At 71.7% G+C, this 22,164-nt stretch carries 18 protein-coding genes; 11 read left to right on the top strand and 7 right to left on the bottom strand.

Annotated elements, in window-relative coordinates; all coding sequences use genetic code 11:
* Positions 1-6 precede the first annotated feature (6 nt).
* Entirely contained in the window at positions 7-1,239 is a 1,233-nt protein-coding gene (locus ASD11_RS05620; protein ID WP_056284401.1) for a lipopolysaccharide biosynthesis protein, read from the bottom strand.
* Positions 1,240-1,327: 88 nt separating this feature from the next.
* On the opposite strand from ASD11_RS05620, the gene ASD11_RS05625 reads away from it, so the two are divergent.
* On the top strand, positions 1,328-2,932 hold the full coding sequence (locus tag ASD11_RS05625; protein WP_056284404.1) for a hypothetical protein: 1,605 nt from the start codon (positions 1,328-1,330) through the stop codon (positions 2,930-2,932).
* A gap of 48 nt (positions 2,933-2,980) precedes the next feature.
* A complete protein-coding gene (locus tag ASD11_RS18050; RefSeq protein WP_156464608.1) occupies positions 2,981-3,127 on the top strand; it encodes a hypothetical protein in 147 nt (48 codons plus the stop codon).
* Positions 3,128-3,207: 80 nt separating this feature from the next.
* Here ASD11_RS18050 and ASD11_RS05630 read toward each other — a convergent pair whose 3' ends face one another.
* A complete protein-coding gene (locus ASD11_RS05630) occupies positions 3,208-4,302 on the bottom strand; it encodes a glycosyltransferase family 4 protein (protein WP_268750676.1) in 1,095 nt (364 codons plus the stop codon).
* A gap of 146 nt (positions 4,303-4,448) precedes the next feature.
* Between ASD11_RS05630 and ASD11_RS05635 the strand changes: the two genes are divergently transcribed.
* Together ASD11_RS05635 and ASD11_RS05640 are read left to right on the top strand one after the other, a co-directional pair.
* Positions 4,449-5,183: a class I SAM-dependent methyltransferase gene (locus ASD11_RS05635; RefSeq protein ID WP_235503250.1), complete on the top strand. Its 735-nt coding sequence runs from the start codon at positions 4,449-4,451 to the stop codon at positions 5,181-5,183.
* A complete protein-coding gene (locus ASD11_RS05640; protein ID WP_056284406.1) occupies positions 5,180-9,292 on the top strand; it encodes an alpha-(1->3)-arabinofuranosyltransferase domain-containing protein in 4,113 nt (1,370 codons plus the stop codon). Before ASD11_RS05635 ends, ASD11_RS05640 begins: the two co-directional genes overlap by 4 nt.
* On the opposite strand, the gene ASD11_RS18370 is transcribed toward ASD11_RS05640, so the two are convergent.
* Positions 9,249-10,433 (bottom strand): acyltransferase family protein, encoded by a 1,185-nt coding sequence (locus ASD11_RS18370; RefSeq protein WP_056284408.1) that lies wholly within the window; start codon positions 10,431-10,433, stop codon positions 9,249-9,251. The two genes, ASD11_RS05640 and ASD11_RS18370, sit on opposite strands and share 44 nt — an antisense overlap.
* Positions 10,430-11,758, bottom strand: a complete 1,329-nt coding sequence (locus ASD11_RS18375; RefSeq protein WP_056284411.1) for a hypothetical protein — start codon at positions 11,756-11,758, stop codon at positions 10,430-10,432. The genes ASD11_RS18370 and ASD11_RS18375 overlap by 4 nt, the downstream gene beginning before the upstream one ends.
* Before the next feature lie 108 nt (positions 11,759-11,866).
* Here ASD11_RS18375 and ASD11_RS05655 point away from each other — a divergent pair, with 108 nt between their 5' ends.
* From ASD11_RS05655 to rpsA, 3 genes are all read left to right on the top strand, one after another.
* Positions 11,867-12,862 (top strand): DUF3068 domain-containing protein, encoded by a 996-nt coding sequence (locus tag ASD11_RS05655; protein WP_056284414.1) that lies wholly within the window; start codon positions 11,867-11,869, stop codon positions 12,860-12,862.
* A gap of 23 nt (positions 12,863-12,885) precedes the next feature.
* On the top strand, positions 12,886-14,127 hold the full coding sequence (locus tag ASD11_RS05660) for a M18 family aminopeptidase (protein ID WP_056284417.1): 1,242 nt from the start codon (positions 12,886-12,888) through the stop codon (positions 14,125-14,127).
* Between the two features lie 76 nt (positions 14,128-14,203).
* Positions 14,204-15,652, top strand: a complete 1,449-nt coding sequence (rpsA, locus tag ASD11_RS05665; protein WP_056284419.1) for a 30S ribosomal protein S1 — start codon at positions 14,204-14,206, stop codon at positions 15,650-15,652.
* Between the two features lie 84 nt (positions 15,653-15,736).
* Here rpsA and ASD11_RS18055 read toward each other — a convergent pair whose 3' ends face one another.
* Positions 15,737-15,895 (bottom strand): hypothetical protein, encoded by a 159-nt coding sequence (locus tag ASD11_RS18055; RefSeq protein ID WP_156464610.1) that lies wholly within the window; start codon positions 15,893-15,895, stop codon positions 15,737-15,739.
* Between the two features lie 93 nt (positions 15,896-15,988).
* On the opposite strand from ASD11_RS18055, the gene ASD11_RS05670 reads away from it, so the two are divergent.
* Positions 15,989-16,960: a GlxA family transcriptional regulator gene (locus tag ASD11_RS05670; protein ID WP_235503251.1), complete on the top strand. Its 972-nt coding sequence runs from the start codon at positions 15,989-15,991 to the stop codon at positions 16,958-16,960.
* A 315-nt stretch (positions 16,961-17,275) separates the two neighbouring features.
* Here ASD11_RS05670 and ASD11_RS05675 read toward each other — a convergent pair whose 3' ends face one another.
* Complete coding sequence (locus tag ASD11_RS05675; protein ID WP_235503252.1) at positions 17,276-18,601, bottom strand: class I adenylate-forming enzyme family protein; 1,326 nt, start codon at positions 18,599-18,601, stop codon at positions 17,276-17,278.
* 207 nt (positions 18,602-18,808) lie between these two features.
* Here ASD11_RS05675 and ASD11_RS05680 point away from each other — a divergent pair, with 207 nt between their 5' ends.
* Together ASD11_RS05680 and coaE are read left to right on the top strand one after the other, a co-directional pair.
* Entirely contained in the window at positions 18,809-19,597 is a 789-nt protein-coding gene (locus tag ASD11_RS05680) for an SH3 domain-containing protein (RefSeq protein ID WP_056284422.1), read from the top strand.
* Positions 19,598-19,601: 4 nt separating this feature from the next.
* Positions 19,602-20,198, top strand: a complete 597-nt coding sequence (gene coaE, locus ASD11_RS05685) for a dephospho-CoA kinase (RefSeq protein ID WP_056284423.1) — start codon at positions 19,602-19,604, stop codon at positions 20,196-20,198.
* A 113-nt stretch (positions 20,199-20,311) separates the two neighbouring features.
* Here the strand turns inward: coaE and ASD11_RS05690 are convergent, their stop codons facing one another.
* Entirely contained in the window at positions 20,312-21,262 is a 951-nt protein-coding gene (locus ASD11_RS05690; protein ID WP_056284426.1) for a sigma-70 family RNA polymerase sigma factor, read from the bottom strand.
* Between the two features lie 114 nt (positions 21,263-21,376).
* On the opposite strand from ASD11_RS05690, the gene ASD11_RS05695 reads away from it, so the two are divergent.
* Complete coding sequence (locus ASD11_RS05695) at positions 21,377-22,162, top strand: alpha/beta fold hydrolase (RefSeq protein ID WP_056288450.1); 786 nt, start codon at positions 21,377-21,379, stop codon at positions 22,160-22,162.
* Positions 22,163-22,164: the final 2 nt, after the last annotated feature.

The raw sequence follows: 22,164 nt of genomic DNA on the forward strand, positions 1-22,164 counted from the left end.
GGCTGGCTAGTGCGGCGTGGTGCTGCGGTCGGACGCGGCTCGTCGTCGCGTCACCAGCGGCGCCAGGCCCAGCGCGGCCGCCAGCACGCCGGAGACTGCGCCCACGGTCACGACGAGCCCGGTGATGTGGACGTCGGTGCCGTAGGCCACGCCTCCCACCACTCCCACGGCCACCCAGATGAGCGCCACCACGCCGTGGGCCCGTCGTGCGAGCGCATCCAGCACGAGGACGTTCGCCAGGGCCAGGCAGGATCCGGAGAGCGCGAAGAGCCAGAGCCGGTCGGCAATCTCCTCGTACTGCGGGCCGCCCACGAGCACGAGCGCGAGCCGGGGGAGGATCGCCGTCGCCGCCACGGCCAGGGCACAGCACGCGGCCACGAGCGAGACGGCTCGCAGCCGTGAGCGCGACGTCGTGTCACGGGCGAGTGCAGGGAACAGCACGACGCTCACGAACTGGGGGAGGAACAGGGCTGCCTTCGTGAGGATCAGTCCGGCGGCGTAGAGACCGCTGTCGTGCTCGTCGAACTGGTTGCGGGCGATGAGCGAGTCGGCGCTGCTCAGCACGAAGTACGCCAGGAGGGCGTGCGTGCCGTGGAAGGCCTCGGTGATGAACGGGCGCCGGCTGGCGGCCGTGGTGGGGGTCGACGGTGCCTTGAGCACGGGGAGACCGGCCAGGACGGGCACGCAGGCCCCGACGGCGATGCCGACCATGGCGCTCGTCGTGCTGGGGTCGATGACCAGCGCGGCGGCGCCGCAGAGGAGCCGTCCCACCCCGTTGGCGACGTAGATGCGGGCGAGGAGCTGCCACTGCTCGGTGCCCTGCGCGATGCCGGCCTGGGCGCCCATGATGGTGAGCGGCACGAGCGTCAGGCCGCACAGAAGGACGGGAACAGGGGAGTCCAGCTTGAGCGCCGGCGTGAGGACGACGCTCGCAGCGGCCACCACGGCACCGCCCGCAAGCCCCGCGAGAACGGTGACCCGCCGGACGACGCCGATGACCTCGCCCTGGTGCTCGGGGTCGATGGCCAGCCGCCGGGCAGTGGTGGCCTGGAGGCCGAGCGAGAGGACGTTGCCGATGAGCAGGATGCCGAGGAGCGCCGTGACCGCGCCCAGCTCGGCGGGGACGAGGAGGCGGGCCGAGGCCACGCTGAACCCGTAGACGGTGACGTTGGAGACCATCATCCCCGCGGCGACGACGGTGGTCCCGCGCAGGCCGGCACCGGGGGCGTTCGAGGTCACCGGCCCACCCTAACGATGCACGGGGCCGCCCAAGTCGCCACGCTCGGCCCGACCTCCTGACTAAGGTGTCCGAGGACGAAGGAGGCACGTGGAGACCTGGCGGCGGAGCATCGTGCTGCAGTGGTCGGCGCTGCTCGCCCTGCTCGTGGGTGTGCCGTGGTTCCGAGGCGGCTACGTGCTGTCCTACGACATGGTCTGGGTGCCGCGCCTGGAGCTGAGCCGTTCCGACGTGTGGGGCCTCGGCAGCGCCCTGCCTCGTGCCGTCCCCTCGGACGCCGTGGCGTCCCTGCTCGGTGCCGCCGTGGACCCACAGGTCGTGCAGCGCGTCGTGCTGCTCGGCGCCCTCGTCCTCGCAGCCACCGGCGGGGCCAGGCTGGTCCGCGAGCTGGGGCTCCCCGCCCAGATGGCCGCCGCCACCTTCGCCCTCTGGAACCCCTTCGTGGCCGAGCGCCTCGTGCTCGGCCAGTGGCCGCTGCTCGTCGCCTACGGCGCGCTGTTCTGGCTCGTGGTGGGCCTGCGCGAGGACCGACGGTCGGTGTACGCACTCGCGCTGGTCGGCACGGCCCTCACGCCGGCCTCGGGGCTCATGGGCGTGCTCGTGGCCGTCGTGGTCGGACGGCGCGTCGTCGGTCCGGTCGTGCTGGGTGCGCTCGTCAACGCCCCCTGGATCGCCGCGGCGCTGCTCAACTCCGACGCCCTCGCTCCCGACTCGGGGGCGGTGCGCTCGTTCGCGGTGGAGCCCGAAGGTCCGTTCGGCCGTGTCGGCGCGGTGCTGGCCCTCGGTGGCATCTGGAACCGCGACGTCGTCCCGGACTCGCGCGGCCTGCTCCTCGTGGCGCTCATCGTGCTCGTGCTGTGGGTCGTCATGGTGGTCGGACTCGTCCGCCTCCTGCGCACGGACCGGGGACTGGGCGTCTCGTTGAGCCTGCTGGCCGTCGTGGGCCTCCTCCTGGCGTGGTCCGGCTGGTGGGCGCCCGACCTCGTGAGCCGCGGGATCGATGCCTTCGGTCCGCTCGCCCTCCTCCGCGACGGGACGCGCTACCTGCCCCTCCTCGCCCTCCTCGAGGTCGTCGCGCTCGGACACGGCGTGGCGTTCCTGGTCACCCGCCTGCGCGCGCTCGAGACCACACGTGGCGCGTGGGCCGTGCCGGCCGTGCTCGGCGTCCTGCTCCCGCTCGCTGCCCTCCCCGACCTCGCCGACGGCGTCGGGGGCCGGCTCGAGCCGGTCGAGTACCCCGCCGGCTGGACGAGGGCCGCAGGCGAGGTGGCCGCGCTCGACGTGCGGGGCGACGTCCTCGTCCTGCCCTTCACCGCCTACCGGGCACCGTCCTGGAACGACGACCGTCCGGTCCTCGACCCCGCCGGGCGCTTCTTCGATCGCGACACCGTGACGGACGACCGTCTCGTGGTCGGCGGGCTCACGGTGGCGGGGGAGGACCCGCGGGCACGCCGCGTCCGCACGATCCTCAGGGGACCCGAGCGACGGCGCGACCGGGCGCTGGCGGCCGAGGGCATCGGGGTCGTCGTGTCGGGCACCGACACCTCTGCGCCGCGGGTCCGGGCCGTCCCTGGCGCCCGCGTCCGGGACGTGGCCCAGGAGGAACGGATCATCATGACGGCGGCCTTCTCCGTCGCCGGGCTGGTGGCGCTGCTCTCGCTCGTGGGCGTGCTTCGCCGCCTGCTCGGGAGGTGACCCTCTCGCTGGTAGGCTGACGGCGTCTTCGAGGGAGGGACCATCACTGTGAGAACCAAGTCCATCACGGGCGGAATCGCCGCCACCATCATCGGGCTCGCGCTCGCGTGCGCCACTGCTTACGGCGTCGTGTCGTCGCAGGAGAGCGCCGGCAACGCGCCCATCAAGACCTCGACCGTGAGCTACGGCAGCTGATCGCAGCCCACGGAAGCACGCAGAAGAGCCCGGACCAGATGGTCCGGGCTCTTCTGCGTGCGGGGGCTCCGGCCAGGAGCTCAGGGCCGGGGGTGCTCCGCCACGTCGGCGAAGGCCGAGGCCGAGCGCGGCCACGAGTACTGCGCCGCCTTGAGCCGAGCGCCCTCACCGAGGAACGTGCGCCACTCGTCGTCGGAGACCAGACCGACGACGGTGCTGACGAGGTCGTCGTGGTCGTCGGCGAGGTACCCCGAGTCCTTGTGGTCGATGGACTCCAAGGTCCCGCCCGCCGAGGCATAGGCCACGGTGGGCGTCCCGTGCGTGCCGGCCTCGCCGATCACGATGCCCCAGCCCTCCTTGAGGGACGGCATGAGCATGAGCCACGAGCGGGCGAGGATCTCGTGCTTGGTCTGCTCGTCGACGAACCCGTGGAAGTGGACGGCGTCGGCCACTCCGGAACGCTCGGCGTAGGCGCGGAGGTCGTCCTCCCACCAGCCGGCACCCACGACGTCGAGCTCGGCGTCCGGTCGGCCGGCGCGCAGCACGGCCAGCGCGTCGATGGCGTGCTCGACCTGCTTGTGCGGGACGAGGCGGCCCAGCACGCAGAGCCGGGGGGACGCCGAGCGCACGGAGACGGTCTCGGGCGCGGGGTCCGTCCCGTTGTGCACGACGGTGAGTCGGTCGCGGTCGACGCCGAGGTCGATGAGCTCCATGCGGGTGGCGTCGGAGACGGTGACGTACCGGCTGCGGCGGTACAGGCGCGGCGCGAGACGGCTCTCGATCCACCAGCCGATGCGTCCGGTGAGGCCGGGGTAGACCACGGGCCACTGCTCGCGGTGGACGTGGTGCACGAGGACCACGACCGGCTTGCGGGTGGCGAGTCGGGTGAAGAACGGCAGGCCGTTCTGCACGTCGACGACGACGTCGACCTTGCCGTAGCGGCGGGTCAGCAGGCGCAGGGGCGTGGTGAGGTAGATGTGGAGCTTGGTGCCACGGCGCACGTAGCGGACCCCGTTGACGGTCTCGTCGCGCGGCGCGGCCTCGTGCTCGGCGCACGCGATGGTGACCTGGTGCCCGCGCGCGGCCAGCCCTTCGGCCATGGTCTCGACGTAGCGCTCGGACCCGCCGCCCTCAGGGCCACGGGTGTCGCGCCAGTTGCAGAAAAGGATGTGCAATGACGTCCCGGCCGGAGCCGGTCCCTCCCTCGTCCGGCTCGCGCCGGTTCCCTCGAGCCGCGTCCCTCAACGCAGCACCGCGTCCCTCAACACGGCACCCCCATCCTAACCCGGGGGTGGGCCACCTGCGGGGTATCGTTCCCGCCGTGACTGAGCACCGGTTCCGCCACACGCTGGGGCGTTCGTGGCGACTGTTCCGGGCCTTCGGCCACGAGCAGAGCGATCCGGACCGTTTCTACGGTCCTCTGGCGCAGGACTCCGTCCACCAGGTCGAGGCCTTCGGACCCATCGAGGGAGCGATGCTCCTCGACGTCGGCGGCGGACCGGGCTACTTCGCCGACGCCTTCCGTGCGGCCGGCGCGCGGTACGTCGGGCTCGACGCCGACCACGCCGAGCTCACCGGCCGTGGGCACCCCGGCGCCAGCATGGTGATCGGCAGCGGCATGGACCTTCCCTTCGCCGACGGTGCCTTCGACGTGAGCTACTCCTCCAACGTCCTCGAGCACGTGGTGGAGCCCTGGACCATGGCCGACGAGATGGTGCGCGTGACCCGGCCCGGCGGCCTGGTCGTCATCGCCTACACGCTCTGGTGGGGGCCGTGGGGCGGACACGAGACCGCACCGTGGCACCTGCTCGGGGGTCGCTACGCGCGCCGACGCTACGTCCGCAAGCACGGTCACGAACCCAAGAACAAGTTCGGGGAGTCGCTCTTCGCCGTCACGGCAGGATCGGGCGTGCGTTGGCTCCGCACCCACCCTGACCTCGTGGACGTCCGGGCCTTCCCGCGCTACCTGCCCCGGTGGATGCACTGGCTCGTGCGGGTGCCGGGCCTGCGCGAGCTCGGCTTGTGGAACGTGGTCCTCGTGGGCCGGCGCCGATGACGCGGGAGGACGTCGTGTGGCGCGTCCGGCTGATCGCGTGCTGCGTCCTGCTCGCCGCCGTGACGTTCGTGCAGGCCCCCGGCCAGATCGTCGGCGACACGAAGTACGACCTGTCCGAGCGTCCCGGGCTCATGCTCGCCAAGGTCCTGCACCTGTGGGACCCGCTGGGCAACTTCGGTCAGGTGCAGAACCAGGCCTACGGCTACCTGTTCCCCATGGGTCCCTTCTTCCTGGCGGGGCACGAGGTCGGGCTGCCCGAGTGGGTCGTCCAGCGACTGTGGTGGACGCTCGTGCTCGTCGTCGCCTTCCTGGGCGTCGTCCGGCTCGCGCGCGTCCTGGGCATCGGTGGGCCGTGGACGCAGGTCCTCGCGGGCTTCGCGTTCGCCCTGTCGCCCCGCATGCTCACCAACACCGGGCCCATCTCCATCGAGAACTGGCCGTCCGCCGTCGCACCGTGGGTGCTCGTCCCGCTCGTGCTGGCCACTCAGGGCCGCCCGCTGTGGCGGTCGGCAGCGCGCAGCGGCTTCGCGGCCGGCTTCGTCGGTGGCGTCAACGCCGTGGCCTCGGCGGCCGTGGGACCGCTCGCTGCGCTCTGGATCCTCACCCGCAAGCCGTCGTGGCGTTCCGTGCGACTCGGCGGCTGGTGGCTCCTCTTCATGGTCATGGCCACCCTGTGGTGGCTCGTGCCGCTGCTCGTGCTGGGCCGGTACAGCCCGCCGTTCCTCGACTACATCGAGAGCGCGGCGGCCACGACCTCGCCGGCCACGATCGCCGACGCCTTGCGCGGCACCACCAAGTGGGTGCCCTACGTCGGCGCCGACTACAGCGCCGGTCGCACGCTGCTCACCGAGCCGGTCGTGATCCTGCAGGGCGGCATCGTGGTGCTCCTGGGGCTGGTCGGACTCTCGCGCCGCGACCTCCCCGAGCGTCGATTCCTGGCCCTGAGCCTGCTGTCCGGGCTGTTCCTCGTCACGATGGGTCACCTGGGAAGCCCGCAGGGCATCCTCGCGCCGACGCTCCAGGACCTGCTCGACGGCGTCCTCGCACCCATGCGCAACACCCACAAGTGGGACGTGCTCATCCGGATCCCGCTCGTCCTGGGGCTGGCGCACGTCGTCACGGTGGCGGGGACGTCGCTCGTCGAGGGTGCCGCGGACGGCCGGCGACGGCTCGTCCCCGAGCTCGGCGCCGTCCGACTCGGCGTGGGCGTCCTGGCCACCGTCGCGGTCGTGGGCAGCGCGAGCGTCGTGTGGTCCACCGGGCTCGCGTCCGCAGGAGGCTTCGAGGCCACCCCGCAGTACTGGAAGCAGGCGGCGGCCTGGCTCGAGGACCACGACGACGGGCGGCGCACCTACGTGGCGCCCGGCGCGCCGTTCGGCGACTACGTGTGGGGCCGTCCCATGGACGAGGCGGTGCAGGCGCTCGCCGACGCTCCCTGGGTCACCCGGAGCGTCATCCCCCTCGTGCCGGGGGCCAACATCCGGATGATGGACGCCATCGAGTCGCGGCTCGTGAACGGCCAAGGCTCGTCGGGCCTCCACGACTTCCTCGTCCGCGCCGGCATCGGGAAGATCGTGGTGCGCAACGACCTGCGTCCCGACCGGGCCACGCCGAGCGTCGCCCGCGTCCGCGAGGCGGTGGCCGACACCCCCGGCCTCGTGAAGGTGGCGTCCTTCGGTCCCGAGCTGGGTGGCGAGACCCGCCTGGACGACGGCAGCCGCTCCGCGGTCTTCGTCGACGACGGACGGCAGACACGATCACGGGCCATCGAGGTGTATCGCGTCCAGGCACCTGCTGTCTCGGCCACCAACGCGGAGGTCCTCGGCGTGGGAGCGCTCACGCGGTTCGTCGGCGACTCCGCGTCGCTGCTCTCGTCCTTGGAGATGGGGGCCGTGGGAAGAGCACCCGTGCAGTTCGCCCGCGACCTCCCCGTCTCGGACGTCCCGGACAGCTGGGTGCTGACCGATGGCTCCCGACGCCAGGAGGTGGACTACGGGCGCGTGCACGACAACCGTTCGGCCTCCATCGCGCTCGACGAGCCGTGGCAGACCACGAGGCCCGTCCACGACTACGACACGGGAACGGCCGACCGCTGGCTGGCCGTGCCACGGATCGAGGGCGCGCGGGCGCTCCGGGCGTCGTCCTCGGCCTCCGACGTCGGCTCCACGGAGGAGCTCGAGCCGGGACAGCAGCCGTTCGCAGCGCTCGACGGCGACGGCGACACGTCGTGGGTCTCGGGTCGGGCCGTCGACGGGAAGCACTCCTTGACCGTGCGGCTCACGCGTCCTCGGACCATCCGTTCGCTCACCATCACGGCCCCTGCCGTCCAGGGCGCCACGTCCAGGTCGCTGAGGGTCGTCACCTCCACGAGCTCCATCAGCACCGAGCTGGCTCCCGGCGACACCACCACGGTCCGGATCGACGCGACGACGTCGTTCGTCTCGGTCGAGGCCCGCTCCGACCTGCTCCAGCCGCTCCGCATCTCCGAGCTCGGCATCCCCGGGGTGCCGGTGAGTCGGCCGCTCGCTCTGCCCACGGCGCCACCGGCCTGGGGCGCGCCGCGGACCATCGCCCTGTCCGTCGACGCGGGAGATCGCGACGGCTGCATCACGGTGGACTCCGACGTCAGGTGCGCTCCCGAGAACGAGCGCCTCGGTGAGGACGGCCGCATCCTCGACCGCGTGGTGGACCTGGCGGGCTCGGCCAGGTACGTCCCGTCCTTCACCGTCCGGCCGTGGGGGACGCGCTCGCTCTCGGACCTGGTCCAGTCCGGGCGCGACGTCCAGGTGACGGCGTCGTCGCAGGCCACCCACGACGCTCGCTCGGGTCCCCTGGCCGCGCTCGACGGCGACGACCGCACCGGCTGGGTCGCCGCGACGGAGGACGACGACCCGTCCCTGACCTTCACGTGGCCGAAGGAGCGCAGGTTCTCGTCCCTCCAGGTCACCACGTCTCGTGGCCTCGTCGCCTCGACCGCCACGGCGGCCGTGCTCGACTTCTCCGACGGGACCACCCGCACGGTCACCCTGCGCGACGGGACGGCCAGGTTCGAGCCGGTGCGGGCGGATGCCGTGCGGGTCCGCCTGGTGGCCGACGACGACGCGGTGAGCGGCGGTTCGGTGACCGGCACGGGTCGCACGCTGCCGGTCGGCATCAGCGAGGTCCGGTGGGACGCCGACGCCCCGCCTCCTGCCCTGTCCACGAAGAGGCTGGCCCGTCCCTGCGGCAGCGGGCCCGACGTCGACGTCGACGGCACCACCACGAGGACGAGGCTCGTCGCGAGCCCAGCCGATCTCTACGCGGGAGGTGCGTCCGAGGTCCGGTGGTGCGGCACCAGGAACCTCGCGCTCGCGCGTGGTGCGCACCGCATCACGACGCGGGCCAACGACCTGGTGCGCCCGGTGTCGCTCAGGCTCGGTCCCACCTCCTCGACCGTGACCACCGCGGCAGCCGCGCAGGCCGACGAGGACCAGCAGCGCACCACCGTCGAGGTCCCGCCCGGCGCGCCGGGCGAGCTGCTGCTCGTCCGTGCCAACCAGAACGAGGGATGGGCGGCCACGCAGGACGGCCGAAAGCTCTCCGGGACGATCCTCGACGGATGGCAGCAGGGCTGGACCCTGCGCGGCGACGGCGACGTCGAGCTCAGCTACCGACCTGATCGGATCTACCGCGCGGGACTCTGGACGGGGCTCGCCACGTTCCTGCTGGTCGCGGTCGCGGCGGTGTGGCCCCGGCGCCGCAGAGGCACGAGCCCTGAGACGCCGAGCCCGCTGATGCCTGCCGCGGAGCCCGGCCTCGCCCTGGGAGCGCTGGTCGTGCTCGCCGCGAGCGTGGTGCTCGCAGGCTGGCCCGGACTGGCCGCAGGTGCTGCCGGCGTCCTCGGCGCGGTGCTGCTCCGACGGTGGTCCGTCGGGGTGATCGGCCTCGGCGCGGGTGTCGTGTACGCCGCCTACGCCGTGAGGCCGTGGGGCACGCAGCAGGCGTGGATGGGACAGTCCGCCTGGCCGCAGCTGCTGGCCCTGGGCGTCGTGGTCTTCGTCGTGCTGGTCGGATGGCCCCGACGGGTCAGGCGGCGGAGCGAGGCCGCGTCAGACGAGCGGCCAGCCTGATCGCGGGACGCTCCACGAGGTGGTGCAGCGCGATCGCCGCGACCAGGGTCAGGGCCAGCGTCACGGGCGCCACCAGCCAGAACCTGCCCGTGAAGATCTCGGTGGAGGTCAGCGAGAGCGCGGCGTGCAGCAGCACGAGGTGGATGCAGAACACCGAGTAGGAGATCTGACCCAGGTAGCGCAGGACGCGGTGCTCGAGGACGCGCCGGTAGGGGGTCTCCGGGCCGAACACCGCCGGGACCACGAGCAGCACGCCCACGGCGAGGTAGAGCAGGTTCTTGACCACGGCTGTGGTGGCCGACGTCGAGGGGGTGAGGTCGAGCGGACCGGCGAGCGGGGTGGACGCCACCAGCAGGCAGCTGAACGCCAGGGTCCAGCAGACGCCCGGCAGGGAGCCGGCGAGGTCGAGCAGGTCGAGAGCCCGGTGGCGCGCACCTCTGCTCCGGGCGACCCACGCCACGGCGAGCGCGATCCCGGCGGCGAACCAGTCCAGGTACGACAGCAGCCAGAGGTGGGCGAACGGACGATGGTCGTCGACCCGCCCGCTCGCGACCGCCACCCACACGATGGTCACGACGACGAGGGCCGCCGACAGCGCGAGGGTGCCGCGCAGCACACGTCGTCGGGCGAGCCGGGCGACGGGCAGCAGCAGGAGGGGAAGCACGACGTAGAACGCCACCTCGGTCTCGAGGCTCCACATCTGGGTGAGCCCGTCGGTGAAGTAGTCCGGCGTGTAGAGGGTGGTCATGGTGAGCGACCGGACCCACGAACCGAGGCCGGGGTCGCGGGCGATCGTCAGGTGCACCACCACGAGGGTGACCACGAAGACCGGCCAGATGCGAAGGACGCGCTTCAGCGCGTACGCGCCGAGCCCTGGTGTCGGTCGACCCTCCACCAGCGGGCGCAGGAACCCGATGGAGAGCAGGAACCCGGACACCACGAAGAAGAGCGCGACGCCGACGTCGAGACGTGAGAAGAGGGCGCCCACGAGTCCGCGCGGGTACTGCCCCGTCTGGAACGCGACGTGCGTCAGGACGACGGCGAGAGCGCCGACGGCTCGCAGGCTGTCGACCGCAGGGAAGCGGTCCTGTCGGGTGGCCGTTCCCGGGATCGGGTCGTCGACCAGGACGCGGCTGCTCATGCGAGCTCCGTGGGGACGAGCGGACCCAGCCCGACGACACCGACACACACGCTCGAGCCGCGCGTCCCGACCCTGAGCGTCACCTCGGAGGGTGTCCTCGAGCCCACGCGCAGCAGGTAGGTGTGGGCGCCGCGCAGGACGTCGACCTGCAGGGTGGTGCCGTCGAGACCCAGCTCGACGGTGTCGTCCTGGGACGCGAGGTACGAGATGGACACCCACGCGTCCGGGGTGCGGCGTGGTGCGGAGAGCCGCGCGACCGTGACGGCGCGGGAGGAGCCGGAGCCACGCAGCAGCTGCCCGCACGAACCGGGCGCCGGCGGCACCGTCCCCACACCCCCGGCCACGCGGGGCTGGCGCACGAAGCCCAGCCCGTCGGCCATCCGCAGGTCGTTCCCGGCGCGGCGGACCACCACCTCGTCGCTGCGAGCGAACAGCTCGGCCACCGAGGTGGAGCCGAGACGACGTGGCAGGACGTTGGGCGGCACGTCGGTGGCGGCCAGGGTGACCGTGCCGGTGCTGCGAGCCAGGTCCTCCACCCCGCGCACGTAGTCGCGTGTGGCGTCCTCCCGGGCGAGGAGCGCGGCCAGCGTGATGGTGGACGCGACGCATGCGACGGCGAGGACGCCGGTCGCCAGGACGGCCGGGCGTGGTCGGAGCCGGGGGAGGAGCGCGGCAGCGCCCACGAGGCCGAGCGCCACCGCCGGTGCCGAGCGCCCGGCCGTGCTCGTGAGGGCGCCCGACGTGGAGACGAGCGCGACGGCGAGGACCACGGCCAGGGCCAGTGTCGAGGCGGCCAGCACGACGTCGCGGCGCCGCTCGTGGCGTCGGAACAGCTCTGCGCACGTCAGGCCGACGACGAGCAGGGCCGTGAGCGGGAGGGTGACGACACCGGTGGAGAGGTCGGTGGCCGCGATCGTGAGGCCTGGGAAGCCGAGGGCCACGAGGGCCAGCGGTGTGCGGAGCCGACGTCCTGCGAGTGAGCGGACGGCCCACCACGCCGCGAGGTCGACCAGCGCGGTCAGCAGGAGGAGCAGCACGGCTGCGGCCCACCATGGGAAGGACCCCAGCTGGGCCACCACCCAGACGAGCGGACCACCTCGCGCGAGGGTCCCCACGTCCGGAGCGGGCGATGAGCGGACGTCGAGCAGCAGGCGGAGGTCCGAGCCGTCGAACCACGAGAGCGCGAGGATCCCCGCCACGGTGAGGAGGTGCACGAGGACGACGCCGGCGCCGAGGACGTCGGCGGCACGAGGCGGGCCGCCGAGGGTCTCGTCGACGAGCCGACGGAACCGAGGTCCGTCGGGGTCGTTCCAGGTGGTGGTCACGGCTGCCGATCCTGCCACGCCATGGGTTCGCCAGGCGTCCGTGACCCCCGGCGCCGTTAACCTGGCGGTAACCATTTCTCTGGAGGGAGACCCATCGTGGGTAAAAAGATGGCGACCGTTGCGCTGCTCCTCGGAGCATTCCTGATCGCACTCGCCGCGCTGAGCAAGTTCTACATGTACGACCGGCTGGCCGTCGCGCCCGCCAACACCGAGAGCACGAGCATCTCCGAGACCGCCCCTGGCGCGGACGGCACGTACCTCTCCGTCGCTCAGCTCAAGGTCGTCGACGCCCCGCTCCGCTCCGTCCGCACCGTCCAGGGCGACGTGAAGCTGAGCGAGAAGGCCAGCAAGGACCTCGGCAAGGACGTCGACGTCTGGAAGACGTACGTCTGCACCGACACCCAGAGCTTCGACTGCAGCAGCGGCAAGACGCCGCTGAGCGCCACCAGTGACGTCGTCGCGTTCGACGCCACCACCGGCGAGGCCGTCAAGTGGGACGGCGCCAGCTCGGCGAGCGACGGCGAAGAGGTGGCCGACCCCTTCGAGGGCCAGTACTTCAAGTTCCCGTTCGACGCCAAGAAGAAGACGTACCAGTTCTGGGACGGCACCCTCAACAGGGCCACCCCGGCCGAGTACGTGGGCACCACGAAGCTCAAGGGCCTCGACGCCTACGAGTACCGCCAGACCATCGAGCCCACCAAGACTGGTGAGATCACCGTGCCGGGCGACCTGGTCGGCTCCGAGGCCGGTTCCGTCAAGGCCGACCGCATGTACTCCACGGTGCGCACCTTCGTCGTGGAGCCCACGACGGGCGTCATCCTCAAGGGCGGCGAGGCTCAGGACTCGTACCTGGCCGTCGACGGTGTCCGCAAGGCCACTACCACCAAGGCCACCCTCGGATACACCGACGACTACATCACCGAGACCGTCAACGAGTACAAGGGCAAGGCCATGCTGCTCGGCGTCGTCAAGTCCACGTTCCCGATCGTCGGTCTGGTCGTGGGCCTCGTGCTCCTCGGCCTCGGTGGGTTCGGCATCGCCCGCTCGCGCGGTGGATCGGCCACGCCGAGCCCGACGCGCGAGAAGGCAGGCGCCCACGCCTGACCTCAGGTCATAGGGTTGGCCGCATGAGCCTGCCTGACGACCTTTGCTCCTACGTCGACGCGTCGCCGTCACCGTTCCATGCGGTGGCCACGACCGCGAAGGCGCTGGAGGCGGCCGGCTGGACCCGGGTGCAGGAGCACGACTCCTGGGCCGGATCCGGTCGGTCGTTCGCCGTCCGGGGCGGCTCGCTCATCGCCTGGGACGACACCGCGGCCACCTCGGCCTCGGACCCGTTCCGCATCGTCGGAGCCCACACCGACAGCCCCAACCTGCGGCTCAAGCAGCACCACGACCGCCGCTTCGAGGGCACCGGGGTCCTGGCCCTCGAGCCCTACGGCGGTCCGCTGCTCGGCACGTGGCTCGACCGCGACCTCGGCGTCGCGGGGCGGGTCGTCCTGCGCGACGGCACCGAGCGACTCGTCCACGTCGACGAGCCGGTGCTGCGTGTGCCCAACCTGGCCATCCACCTCGACCGCGAGACCTCGACGCCCGACCGGCAGCGTCATCTCGACGCCCTGTGGTCCCAGCCGGACCAGCCGTTCCTGCGCTGGCTCGGGGAGCGCGAGGGCTTTGGCGCCTCCGACGTCCTCGGCTTCGACCTCATGACCGCCGACGTCGTGCCCAGCGCCCGCGTGGGGGCCGACGGCTGGCTGGTCGCAGCCCCCCGCCTCGACAACCAGGCCACGTGCTTCGCCGGACTGCAGGCGCTGCTGGCCGCTGCTCCTGTGGAGGGCCAGCGCACCGTCCTGGTGCTGTTCGACCACGAGGAGGTGGGCAGCACATCGGAGCGAGGCGCCGACTCCGACCTGCTCCTGACCGTGCTGGAGCGCATCGTCCTGGCCGCCGGGGGAGGACGCGACGAGCTGCACCGCGCCATCGCGGGGTCGATCCTGGCCTCGGGCGACATGGCGCACGCCACGCACCCCAACCACGCCGAGCGTCACGAGCCCCTGCACCACATCACGCTGGGCGGCGGACCGGTGCTCAAGGTCAACCCCAACCTCCGCTACGCCACCGACGCCCGCGGTGCTGCCACGTTCGCTCTCGCGTGCGAGCAGGCCGGCGTCCCGCTGCAGCGGTACGTGCACCGCGCCGACCTGCCGTGCGGCTCCACCATCGGGCCCATCAGCGCCGCCCGGACGGGCATCTCGACGGTCGACTTCGGCGCTCCGCAGCTGGCCATGCACTCCGTCCGCGAGACCATGGCAGCGGCCGACGTCGACCACTACGTGGCCGCCCTGACCGCTTTCCTTTCCCCCGTCTGAGGCTGATACCCTGGGAGATGCGCTGTCGTCCGACACGCATCACCTACTCATGTCCATCAACGGAGCCCATCCACTTATGACTTCTGGTATCGCAACGCCTGCTGCCGCACCGCAGGTTGCGGTCAACGACATCGGCAACGAGGAAGACTTCCTCAAGGCCATTGACCTCACCATCAAGTACTTCAACGACGGCGACATCGTCGAGGGGACGATCGTCAAGGTCGACCGCGACGAGGTCCTCCTCGACATCGGCTACAAGACCGAGGGCGTCATCCCCTCGCGTGAGCTGTCGATCAAGCACGACGTCGACCCGAGCGAGGTCGTCTCCGTCGGCGACTCGGTCGAGGCCCTCGTCCTCCAGAAGGAGGACAAGGAAGGTCGTCTGATCCTCTCCAAGAAGCGCGCACAGTACGAGCGCGCCTGGGGCGACATCGAGAAGATCAAGGCCGAGGACGGCGTCGTCGAGGGCACCGTCATCGAGGTCGTCAAGGGCGGCCTCATCATGGACATCGGGCTCCGTGGCTTCCTGCCCGCCTCGCTCGTGGAGATGCGCCGCGTGCGCGACCTCGACCCGTACATCGGTCAGAAGATCGAGGCCAAGATCATCGAGCTCGACAAGAACCGCAACAACGTGGTCCTGTCGCGCCGTGCGTGGCTCGAGCAGACGCAGTCCGCCGTGCGCCAGAAGTTCCTCGACGAGCTCAAGAAGGGGCAGGTCCGCAAGGGCGTCATCTCCTCCATCGTCAACTTCGGTGCCTTCGTGGACCTCGGTGGCGTCGACGGACTCGTCCACGTCTCCGAGCTCTCCTGGAAGCACATCGACCACCCCAACGAGGTCGTCCAGGTCGGCGACGAGGTCACCGTCGAGGTCCTCGACGTCGACCTCGAGCGCGAGCGCGTCTCCCTGTCGCTCAAGGCGACGCAGGAAGACCCGTGGCAGCACTTCGCGCGCACGCACCAGATCGGTCAGATCGTGCCCGGCAAGGTCACCAAGCTCGTTCCCTTCGGCGCCTTCGTGCGTGTCGAGGAGGGCATCGAGGGCCTCGTGCACATCTCCGAGCTGGCTGAGCGCCACGTCGAGATCCCGGAGCAGGTCGTCCAGATCGGCGACGCCGTCATGGTCAAGATCATCGACATCGATCTCGAGCGTCGTCGTATCTCGCTGTCGCTCAAGCAGGCCAACGAGACCGCGGTCGCCACGGCCGACGACTTCGACCCCACGCTGTACGGCATGACGTCGTCGTACGACGAGGCCGGCAACTACATCTACCCCGACGGCTTCGACCCCGAGACCGGCGAGTGGCAGGAAGGCTTCGACGACGCGCGCGCCGCGTGGGAGAAGCAGTACGCCGAGGCTCACGAGCGCTGGGAGGCGCACAAGAAGCAGATCGAGGAGTCCGAGAAGGCCACCCTCGAGGCCGGCGAGACCAGCACGTACTCCTCGGAGGCCGAGACCAACGAGGGCTCGCTCGCTTCCGACGAGGCCCTGCAGGCTCTCCGCGAGAAGCTCACCGGCGGCGAGTGATCACACTCGCCCGCTAGGGCAACGGCAAGGCCCCCGTTCCGCCAGGATCGGGGGCCTTGCTGCGTCCGGAGCCTGGTCGGTCGTTCAGGGCTGCAGGCGCACGGGCCCGAACCCGCCGTGGGTGTGGCTGCGGGGCGGGGGGCGGAGGCCGTACCCGTCCCGTCCGACGCAGCGCACGAGGGCTCCGAGGGCGAGCAGACTCGTCAGCACGAGCAGGACGGTGAGGAGGGCGAGAAGCATCATGGCAGCAACTCTGCTAGCACTCTGATCCTGCCACCAGTGGCAGTAATGTCACGTTGCGTTGATTTTCTGCCACCCGTCTGACAGGCTGACCGCGTGATCAAGGACGTGAAGAACATCGCCGTCGTCGTGCAGGACGGCGCCGAGCCCTTCGGCCTCGGCGCCATCTGTGAGGTGTGGGCGGAGCCGTTCCATCCCGAGGACGAGAACCCGGTCTTCGACGTGACCGTGTGCACGCCCGAGCCGGGGAGGGTCCGGGGCGCCTCGGGCTTCGACCTCCACGTCGAGCACGGGCTCGAGGCGCTCGAGCGCGCCGACCTCGTGTGCATCGCACCCAAGCGGGAGTACCGCACCCACCACCCGGCCGCCGTCGAGGCCGTGGGCGCCGCGGGACGGCGCGGCGCCTGGGTCTCGGCGCACTGCACCGGGTCGTGGCTCCTGGGCGAGGCGGGGCTGCTCGACGGCCGACGCTGCACCACGCACTGGCGCTACGGCGCGGAGCTCCAGGCTGCCTTCCCCGAGGCCACCGTCGATGCTGACGTCCTCTACGTGCTCGACCAGAACATCCTCACGGGCGCGGGCTCGACGGCCGGTCTGGACGCGTCGCTGCACCTCATGCGTCAGCTCTACGGATCCAAGGTCGCGGCCACGGCGGCCCGCCGGATCGTCATGCCGCCGCACCGCGACGGCGGGCAGGCACAGTACGTGCGCACGCCCGTCGGCGAGGTGGAGGCCGAGACGCTCGCCCCCCTCCTGGAGTGGGTGCTCGTGCACCTCGACGAGCCCATGCCCGTGGAGCGGCTCGCCCGCGAGGCGCACATGTCGGCCCGCACCTTCGCGCGTCGTTTTCGTGACGAGACCGGGACCACGCCGCTGCAGTGGGTCACCGGGCAGCGGGTGGCGCTGGCCGAGGAGCTGCTCGAGACGTCGACCCTGTCGGTGGAGCAGATCGCGACGCGGGTCGGGTTCGGCAACGCGGCCACCCTGCGCCACCACTTCGGCGCCGCGCGCGGCATCACCCCGCAGGCCTACCGCAAGACCTTCGGCCTCCAGGAGGTCGTGGCCTGACGGTGGGGCGGTGACCTGGCGTCCGTTCCGCGGGCCCGGCCCGTGGGGCGGTGACTTGGCGTCCGTTCCACCGGGCCGGGCCGGTGGGGCGGTGACTTGGCGTCCGTTCCACCGGGCCGGGCCGGTGGGGCGGTGCCGTGGCGTCCGTTCAGGCGCACATTGAGGCTCGGAACGGACGCCAGCTCACCGCCGCCACGGCGCTGGGCGCATCGGCGCCCGGGACGGACGCCAAGTCACCGCCGCCACGGCGCTGGGCGTATCGGCGCTCGGGACGGACGCCAGCTCACCGCCGTGGCGGTTGCGACGGCGCGGGAGCTAGGCCAGCTCGGTGCGACGCACCTTGCCGGTGGCGGTGCGGGGGAGTGCGTCGAGTCGCTCGTACTCCTTGGGTCGCTTGGGAGGCGCGAGCCGCTCGACAGCCAGCGCGCGCAGGGCGTCCTCGTCGACCTCGCCCACGTACGCAGCGCACACCCGCTGGCCCCAGCGCTCGTCCGGACGGCCGAAGACGGCCAGGTCGAGCAGGCCGGGAACGTCGGCCAGGGCGTCCTCCACCTCGGCGGGGTAGACGTTGACACCGCCGCTGATGATGAGGTCCGTCCGCCGCGCGTCCAGGTAGACGAGCCCCTTCTCGACCCGGCCCAGGTCGCCCACCGTGAACGCCGGTCCGTCCGGAGTGTCCTTCCAGGCGGCTGCCGTCTTCTCGGGGTCACGCCAGTACTCGAAGCGCGCCCACTCAGGCACCGAGCACCACAGCTGGTCGTCCGCGTCAGTGGTGATGGTCCGGTGGGGACGGGCCGCGCCCAGCGTGCCGGGGCTCGCCTGCCACACCGGCGCCGGGCAGGCGGTCCACTGGCCCTCGGTGGAGCCGTAGAACTCCCACACGACGTCGGTCCCGAACAGCTCGTGGGCCCTTCGGCGGACCGGCTCGGGGCAGGGCGCCCCCGCATGGGCGACGAGCCGGAACGACGAGACGTCGGGCTGCTCCCCGGTCTCGTCGAGGTGCTGGAAGAGCCGTTGCAGGTGTGCCGGAACGCAGAACATCGACGTGGGGCGCAGGGGCAGTGCGGCGAGGAGGCCCTGCGGCGAGAAGGTCGGCAGGACCGCGATCGAGCCGCCCGCCAGCAAGGTGCCCATGGCGAAGCGCAGAGGGGCTGAGTGGTAGACCGGGGAGACCACGAGGTCGAGGTCGTCGGCGCGGAAGCCCCACAGCTCGCGCTCCTCGAGCGCGAGGACCGCGGAGTTCTCGTCGCTCAGCAGCCCGGACCAGACGCCCTTGGGCCGACCGGTGGTGCCCGACGTGAAGTGCATCGGCCGAGCACGCGGGAAGTCCGCCAGGTCGCCGTCAGCGGGACCGTCCGCAAGGGCGCGGAGCTCGTCCTCGTCGAGCACCTGCAGCGCCGGCTCGACGTCGGCGATGATCCCGTCGCGCTCCCACGGCGTGAGCCGCGGGTCCAGCGGCACGGGCACGACGCCGGACCGGAGCGCCCCGAGGACGACGCTCACGTAGGTGGGCGATCCTGCGACGCTGAGCGCGACACGGTCGCCGGTGCCGAGTCCGCGCCGAGCCAGCGACGCCGCGACGGCCCGCTGCTCGCGCTCGCTGGCCTCGGCCGTGAGGATGGTGGGGTGGATGGGGCTCACGTGACTCCTGTGACTCCTGGGTGAGAGTTGGCTCACGATGAGTGCAGGTTCCGGGGCCGTCAACGTGATCCTCTCCGCGAAGTATGGTTCACTCGACGACGGACTGTTCCCGACCCCCGTAGGTGATCATCTGTGGCTTCCCCCCGCCACACACGTGTCGCACCGCGTCGCGTGGCCCCTAAGCAGTGGCGACGGCAGCTGACCCGAGTGGCCCTTCCGGCCCTCGGATTCGTCGTCGTCGCGGGTGCCGCCACCGCCGCAGTCGTCCATGACGCCGAGATCGCGCCGGTCAGCGCTGCTGCCGCCGCCCCGGCGTCCAAGCCTGACTCCACCGACATCATCGGCAGCGCGCTGGCCGAGGAGCCCGAGATCACCCGCAGTGCCGACCGCCCGCAGCTGGCCGACGCCGCCGCTGCCGATCCCGACATCGACGGCACGCTCGTCGTGCTGAAGGACGGCGTCGAGGTCCACGCCGACTCCGAGGGCAAGTCCCCCGTGCTGGCCACGCTCGACGAGGGCGACCGCGTCGACGTCACCGGCCGCACCAAGGGCGGGTGGACCGAGATCGTCCGCAAGGACCTCCCGCGCTGGGTGCGCTCCAAGGAGGTCGCCAAGAACCTCCCGCTCGGCAAGGCGCCGTGCGCCGCCGGGTCCGGCGTGGAGGGCGGGCTCCAGCCCGACACCGTCAAGGTCTACCGCGCCGTGTGCGCCCGCTTCCCGCAGATCACGCGCTATGGCGGTACTGCCGGCCGCGGGGAGCACGCCACCGGCCAGGCCCTCGACATCATGGTCTCCAGCGACCTCGGCAACGAGATCGCCGCGTTCCTGCAGGAGAACCGCGCCAAGCTGGGCGTCGAGTACCTCATCTGGCGTCAGCGCATCTGGCGTCCGGCCACCTCGGCCTCCTGGCGCGGCATGAGCTCGCGCGGCAGCGCCACGGCCAACCACATGGACCACGTCCACGTCACCACCTACGGCAACGCTGCCACGGAGTGACCGCGTGACCACGATCGTGCTCACCGGTGGCATCGGCACCGGCAAGAGCACGGTCAGCCGTCAGCTCGCCCAGCACGGCGCTGTCGTGGTCGACTACGACCTCCTGGCCCGCGAGGCCGTCGAGCCCGGCTCGCCGGGCCTGAGCGCCATCGTGGAGCGCTTCGGCGACGGCGTCCTGTCGCCCGACGGCACCCTCGACCGGCCGGCGCTCGGCTCCATCGTCTTCGCCGACGAGGCCGCTCGGCGCGACCTCGAGGCCATCACCCATCCCGCGGTCAGGGACCTGGCCGTGCAGCAGGTCCTCGCTGCAGGCCCCGACGCCGTGGTGGTCCACGACATCCCGCTGTTCGTGGAGTCCGGCGCGGCGCCGCCCCACGACCTCGTCGTGGTGGTGGACGTGCCCGAGTCGGTGCAGGTGGAACGACTCGTGCGCGACCGAGGCATGACCGAGGACGAGGCGCACGCCCGCATCGCGGCCCAGGCCTCTCAAGAGCAGCGTCTGGCCGTCGCCGACGTCGTGCTCGACAACGCGGGGACCCCCGACGAGCTGATCGCCGCCGTCGACGCCCTCTGGACCCGCCTCACCACCTCCGCTTCCTGACGGGCTCAGGCGGCGGTCTTGCTCTCTGGGCCTGTCGAAGGGTGCCGGACATGACGAAGGGCCGCCGAACGCCGGGGGAAGCGTCGACGGCCCTGCGCCATCAATGACTGCGACTAGGCAGCCAGCTCGGGGTCCGCGATGCGGCGGAGCGTCTGCAGTGCCTGGCGCTCCAGCTGGCGGACGCGCTCGGCCGAGATGCCGTGGCGCTTGCCGATGTCGGCCAGCTTCTGCTGGCGTCCGTCGAGCAGGCCGTAGCGGGCCCGCACGATGTCGGCCTCACGCGGCTCCAGGTGGTCGATGAGCGACTCGATGAGGTGCTTGGTCTCGTCGTCGAGCACGGCCAGGTCGGGACCCGGCTCCGTGCCACGGGCGATGAGGTCGCCCAGCGACGTGTCGCCGTCCTCGTCGACAGGGGAGTCCAGGCTCACGTGGTCGCGGCCCCACGCCATCAGGTCGATGACGCGGTTGACGTCCATGCCCAGCTCCTCGGCCACCTCGAACGGCTCCGGGTCGCGCCCGAGCTCGCGCTCGAGGTTGCGGCGGGCGGCCGTGACCTGGTTGAGCTCCTCGACGACGTGCACGGGGAGGCGGACCACACGGGCCTGCTGCGCGATGCCGCGCGTGATGGCCTGGCGGACCCACCACGTGGCGTAGGTGGAGAACTTGAAGCCCTTGGCGTAGTCGAACTTCTCGACGGCGCGGATGAGACCGGTGTTGCCCTCCTGCACGAGGTCGAGCATCGGCATGGCCGAGCGACCGTACTTGCGGGCGATGGAGACCACGAGGCGCAGGTTGGCCTGGATGAACTCCTGCAGGGCGCGGTCACCCTCGTCGGCGATGAACTGCAGCTCCTCGAGGGAGGCGCGCTTGGGGGCCCCGCCCTTGGCGCGGCCGATACGGCCGGACTCGAGCAGGTGGCGCGCGAACAGGCCGGCCTCGATGGTCTTGCTGAGCTCGACCTCACGCGCGGCGTCGAGCAGCGGCGTGCGGGCGATCTCGGCGAGGTACATGCCGACGCTGTCCTTGCCCTCGATGGACTCGGCCCGGTTGGTCTTGGTGCTCATGTCTCAGCCCTCCTGGTTGTTGCTCTGTACTGGTGCAACGTCGCAGGTCAGCCCGGGATTCCGCTCTCAGGTGATTCTTTGGGTCACAGTGCTATGGCGGGTAGCGTCGGCCGCGTGAACATCGTGGAACGCGGTTCCGGCCGTCCCGTCGTCCTGGTTCACGGTTTCCCCGTCGACCACCGGAGCATGCTTCCGCTCGACGGCTGGCTCGACGAGCCGGGCGCCTGGCGCAGGATCTACGTCGACCTGCCGTTCGTGCGGGGCAGCGACTCCAGCCGGGCCATCGAGTCGTCCGACGACGTGCTCGCCGAGCTCGTGGACACCCTGGACCGACTCATCGGTCCCGGCGAGTCGTACCTGGTCGTCGGTAGCTCGTTCGGTGGCCTGCTCTCCTCACGGATCGCCCATGACGACCCTCGCGTGGTCGGGCTCGCCCTGCTCGAGCCTGCGGTCATCGCCGACCACGCGCGCCGAGACGTTCCTCCCCACGTCGTGCTGCACGAGGATCCCGATGCACTCGCGGCCGTCGACCCCGCGCTGGCGCAGGAGTATGCGGAGATGTCGGTCGTACAGTCGGCCGAGGGCCTCCAGGTGTTCGCCGAGTCCGTGCACGCGGGGCTCGAGGCGGCCGACCCGACGGTGGTGGCCCGCGTGGAGCAGAAGTACTCGCTCACCGGCGGTGAGGCCGAGGTGGGGTATGACGGTCCGACCCTCGTCGTCACGGGTCGGCAGGACCACGTGGTCGGGTACCAGGACCAGCTCGATCTGCTCGACCGGTACCCGCGTGCGACGTTCGCGCTGCTCGACTCGGCGGGGCACAACGCCCACCTGGAGCGCCCCGACGTGGTGGGGGCACTTCTGAGGGACTGGCTCGTCCGCGTGGGCGCCGCGTCGGACTGACC

The sequence above is a fragment of the Aeromicrobium sp. Root495 genome (genome assembly GCF_001426755.1).
Classification (GTDB): domain Bacteria; phylum Actinomycetota; class Actinomycetes; order Propionibacteriales; family Nocardioidaceae; genus Aeromicrobium.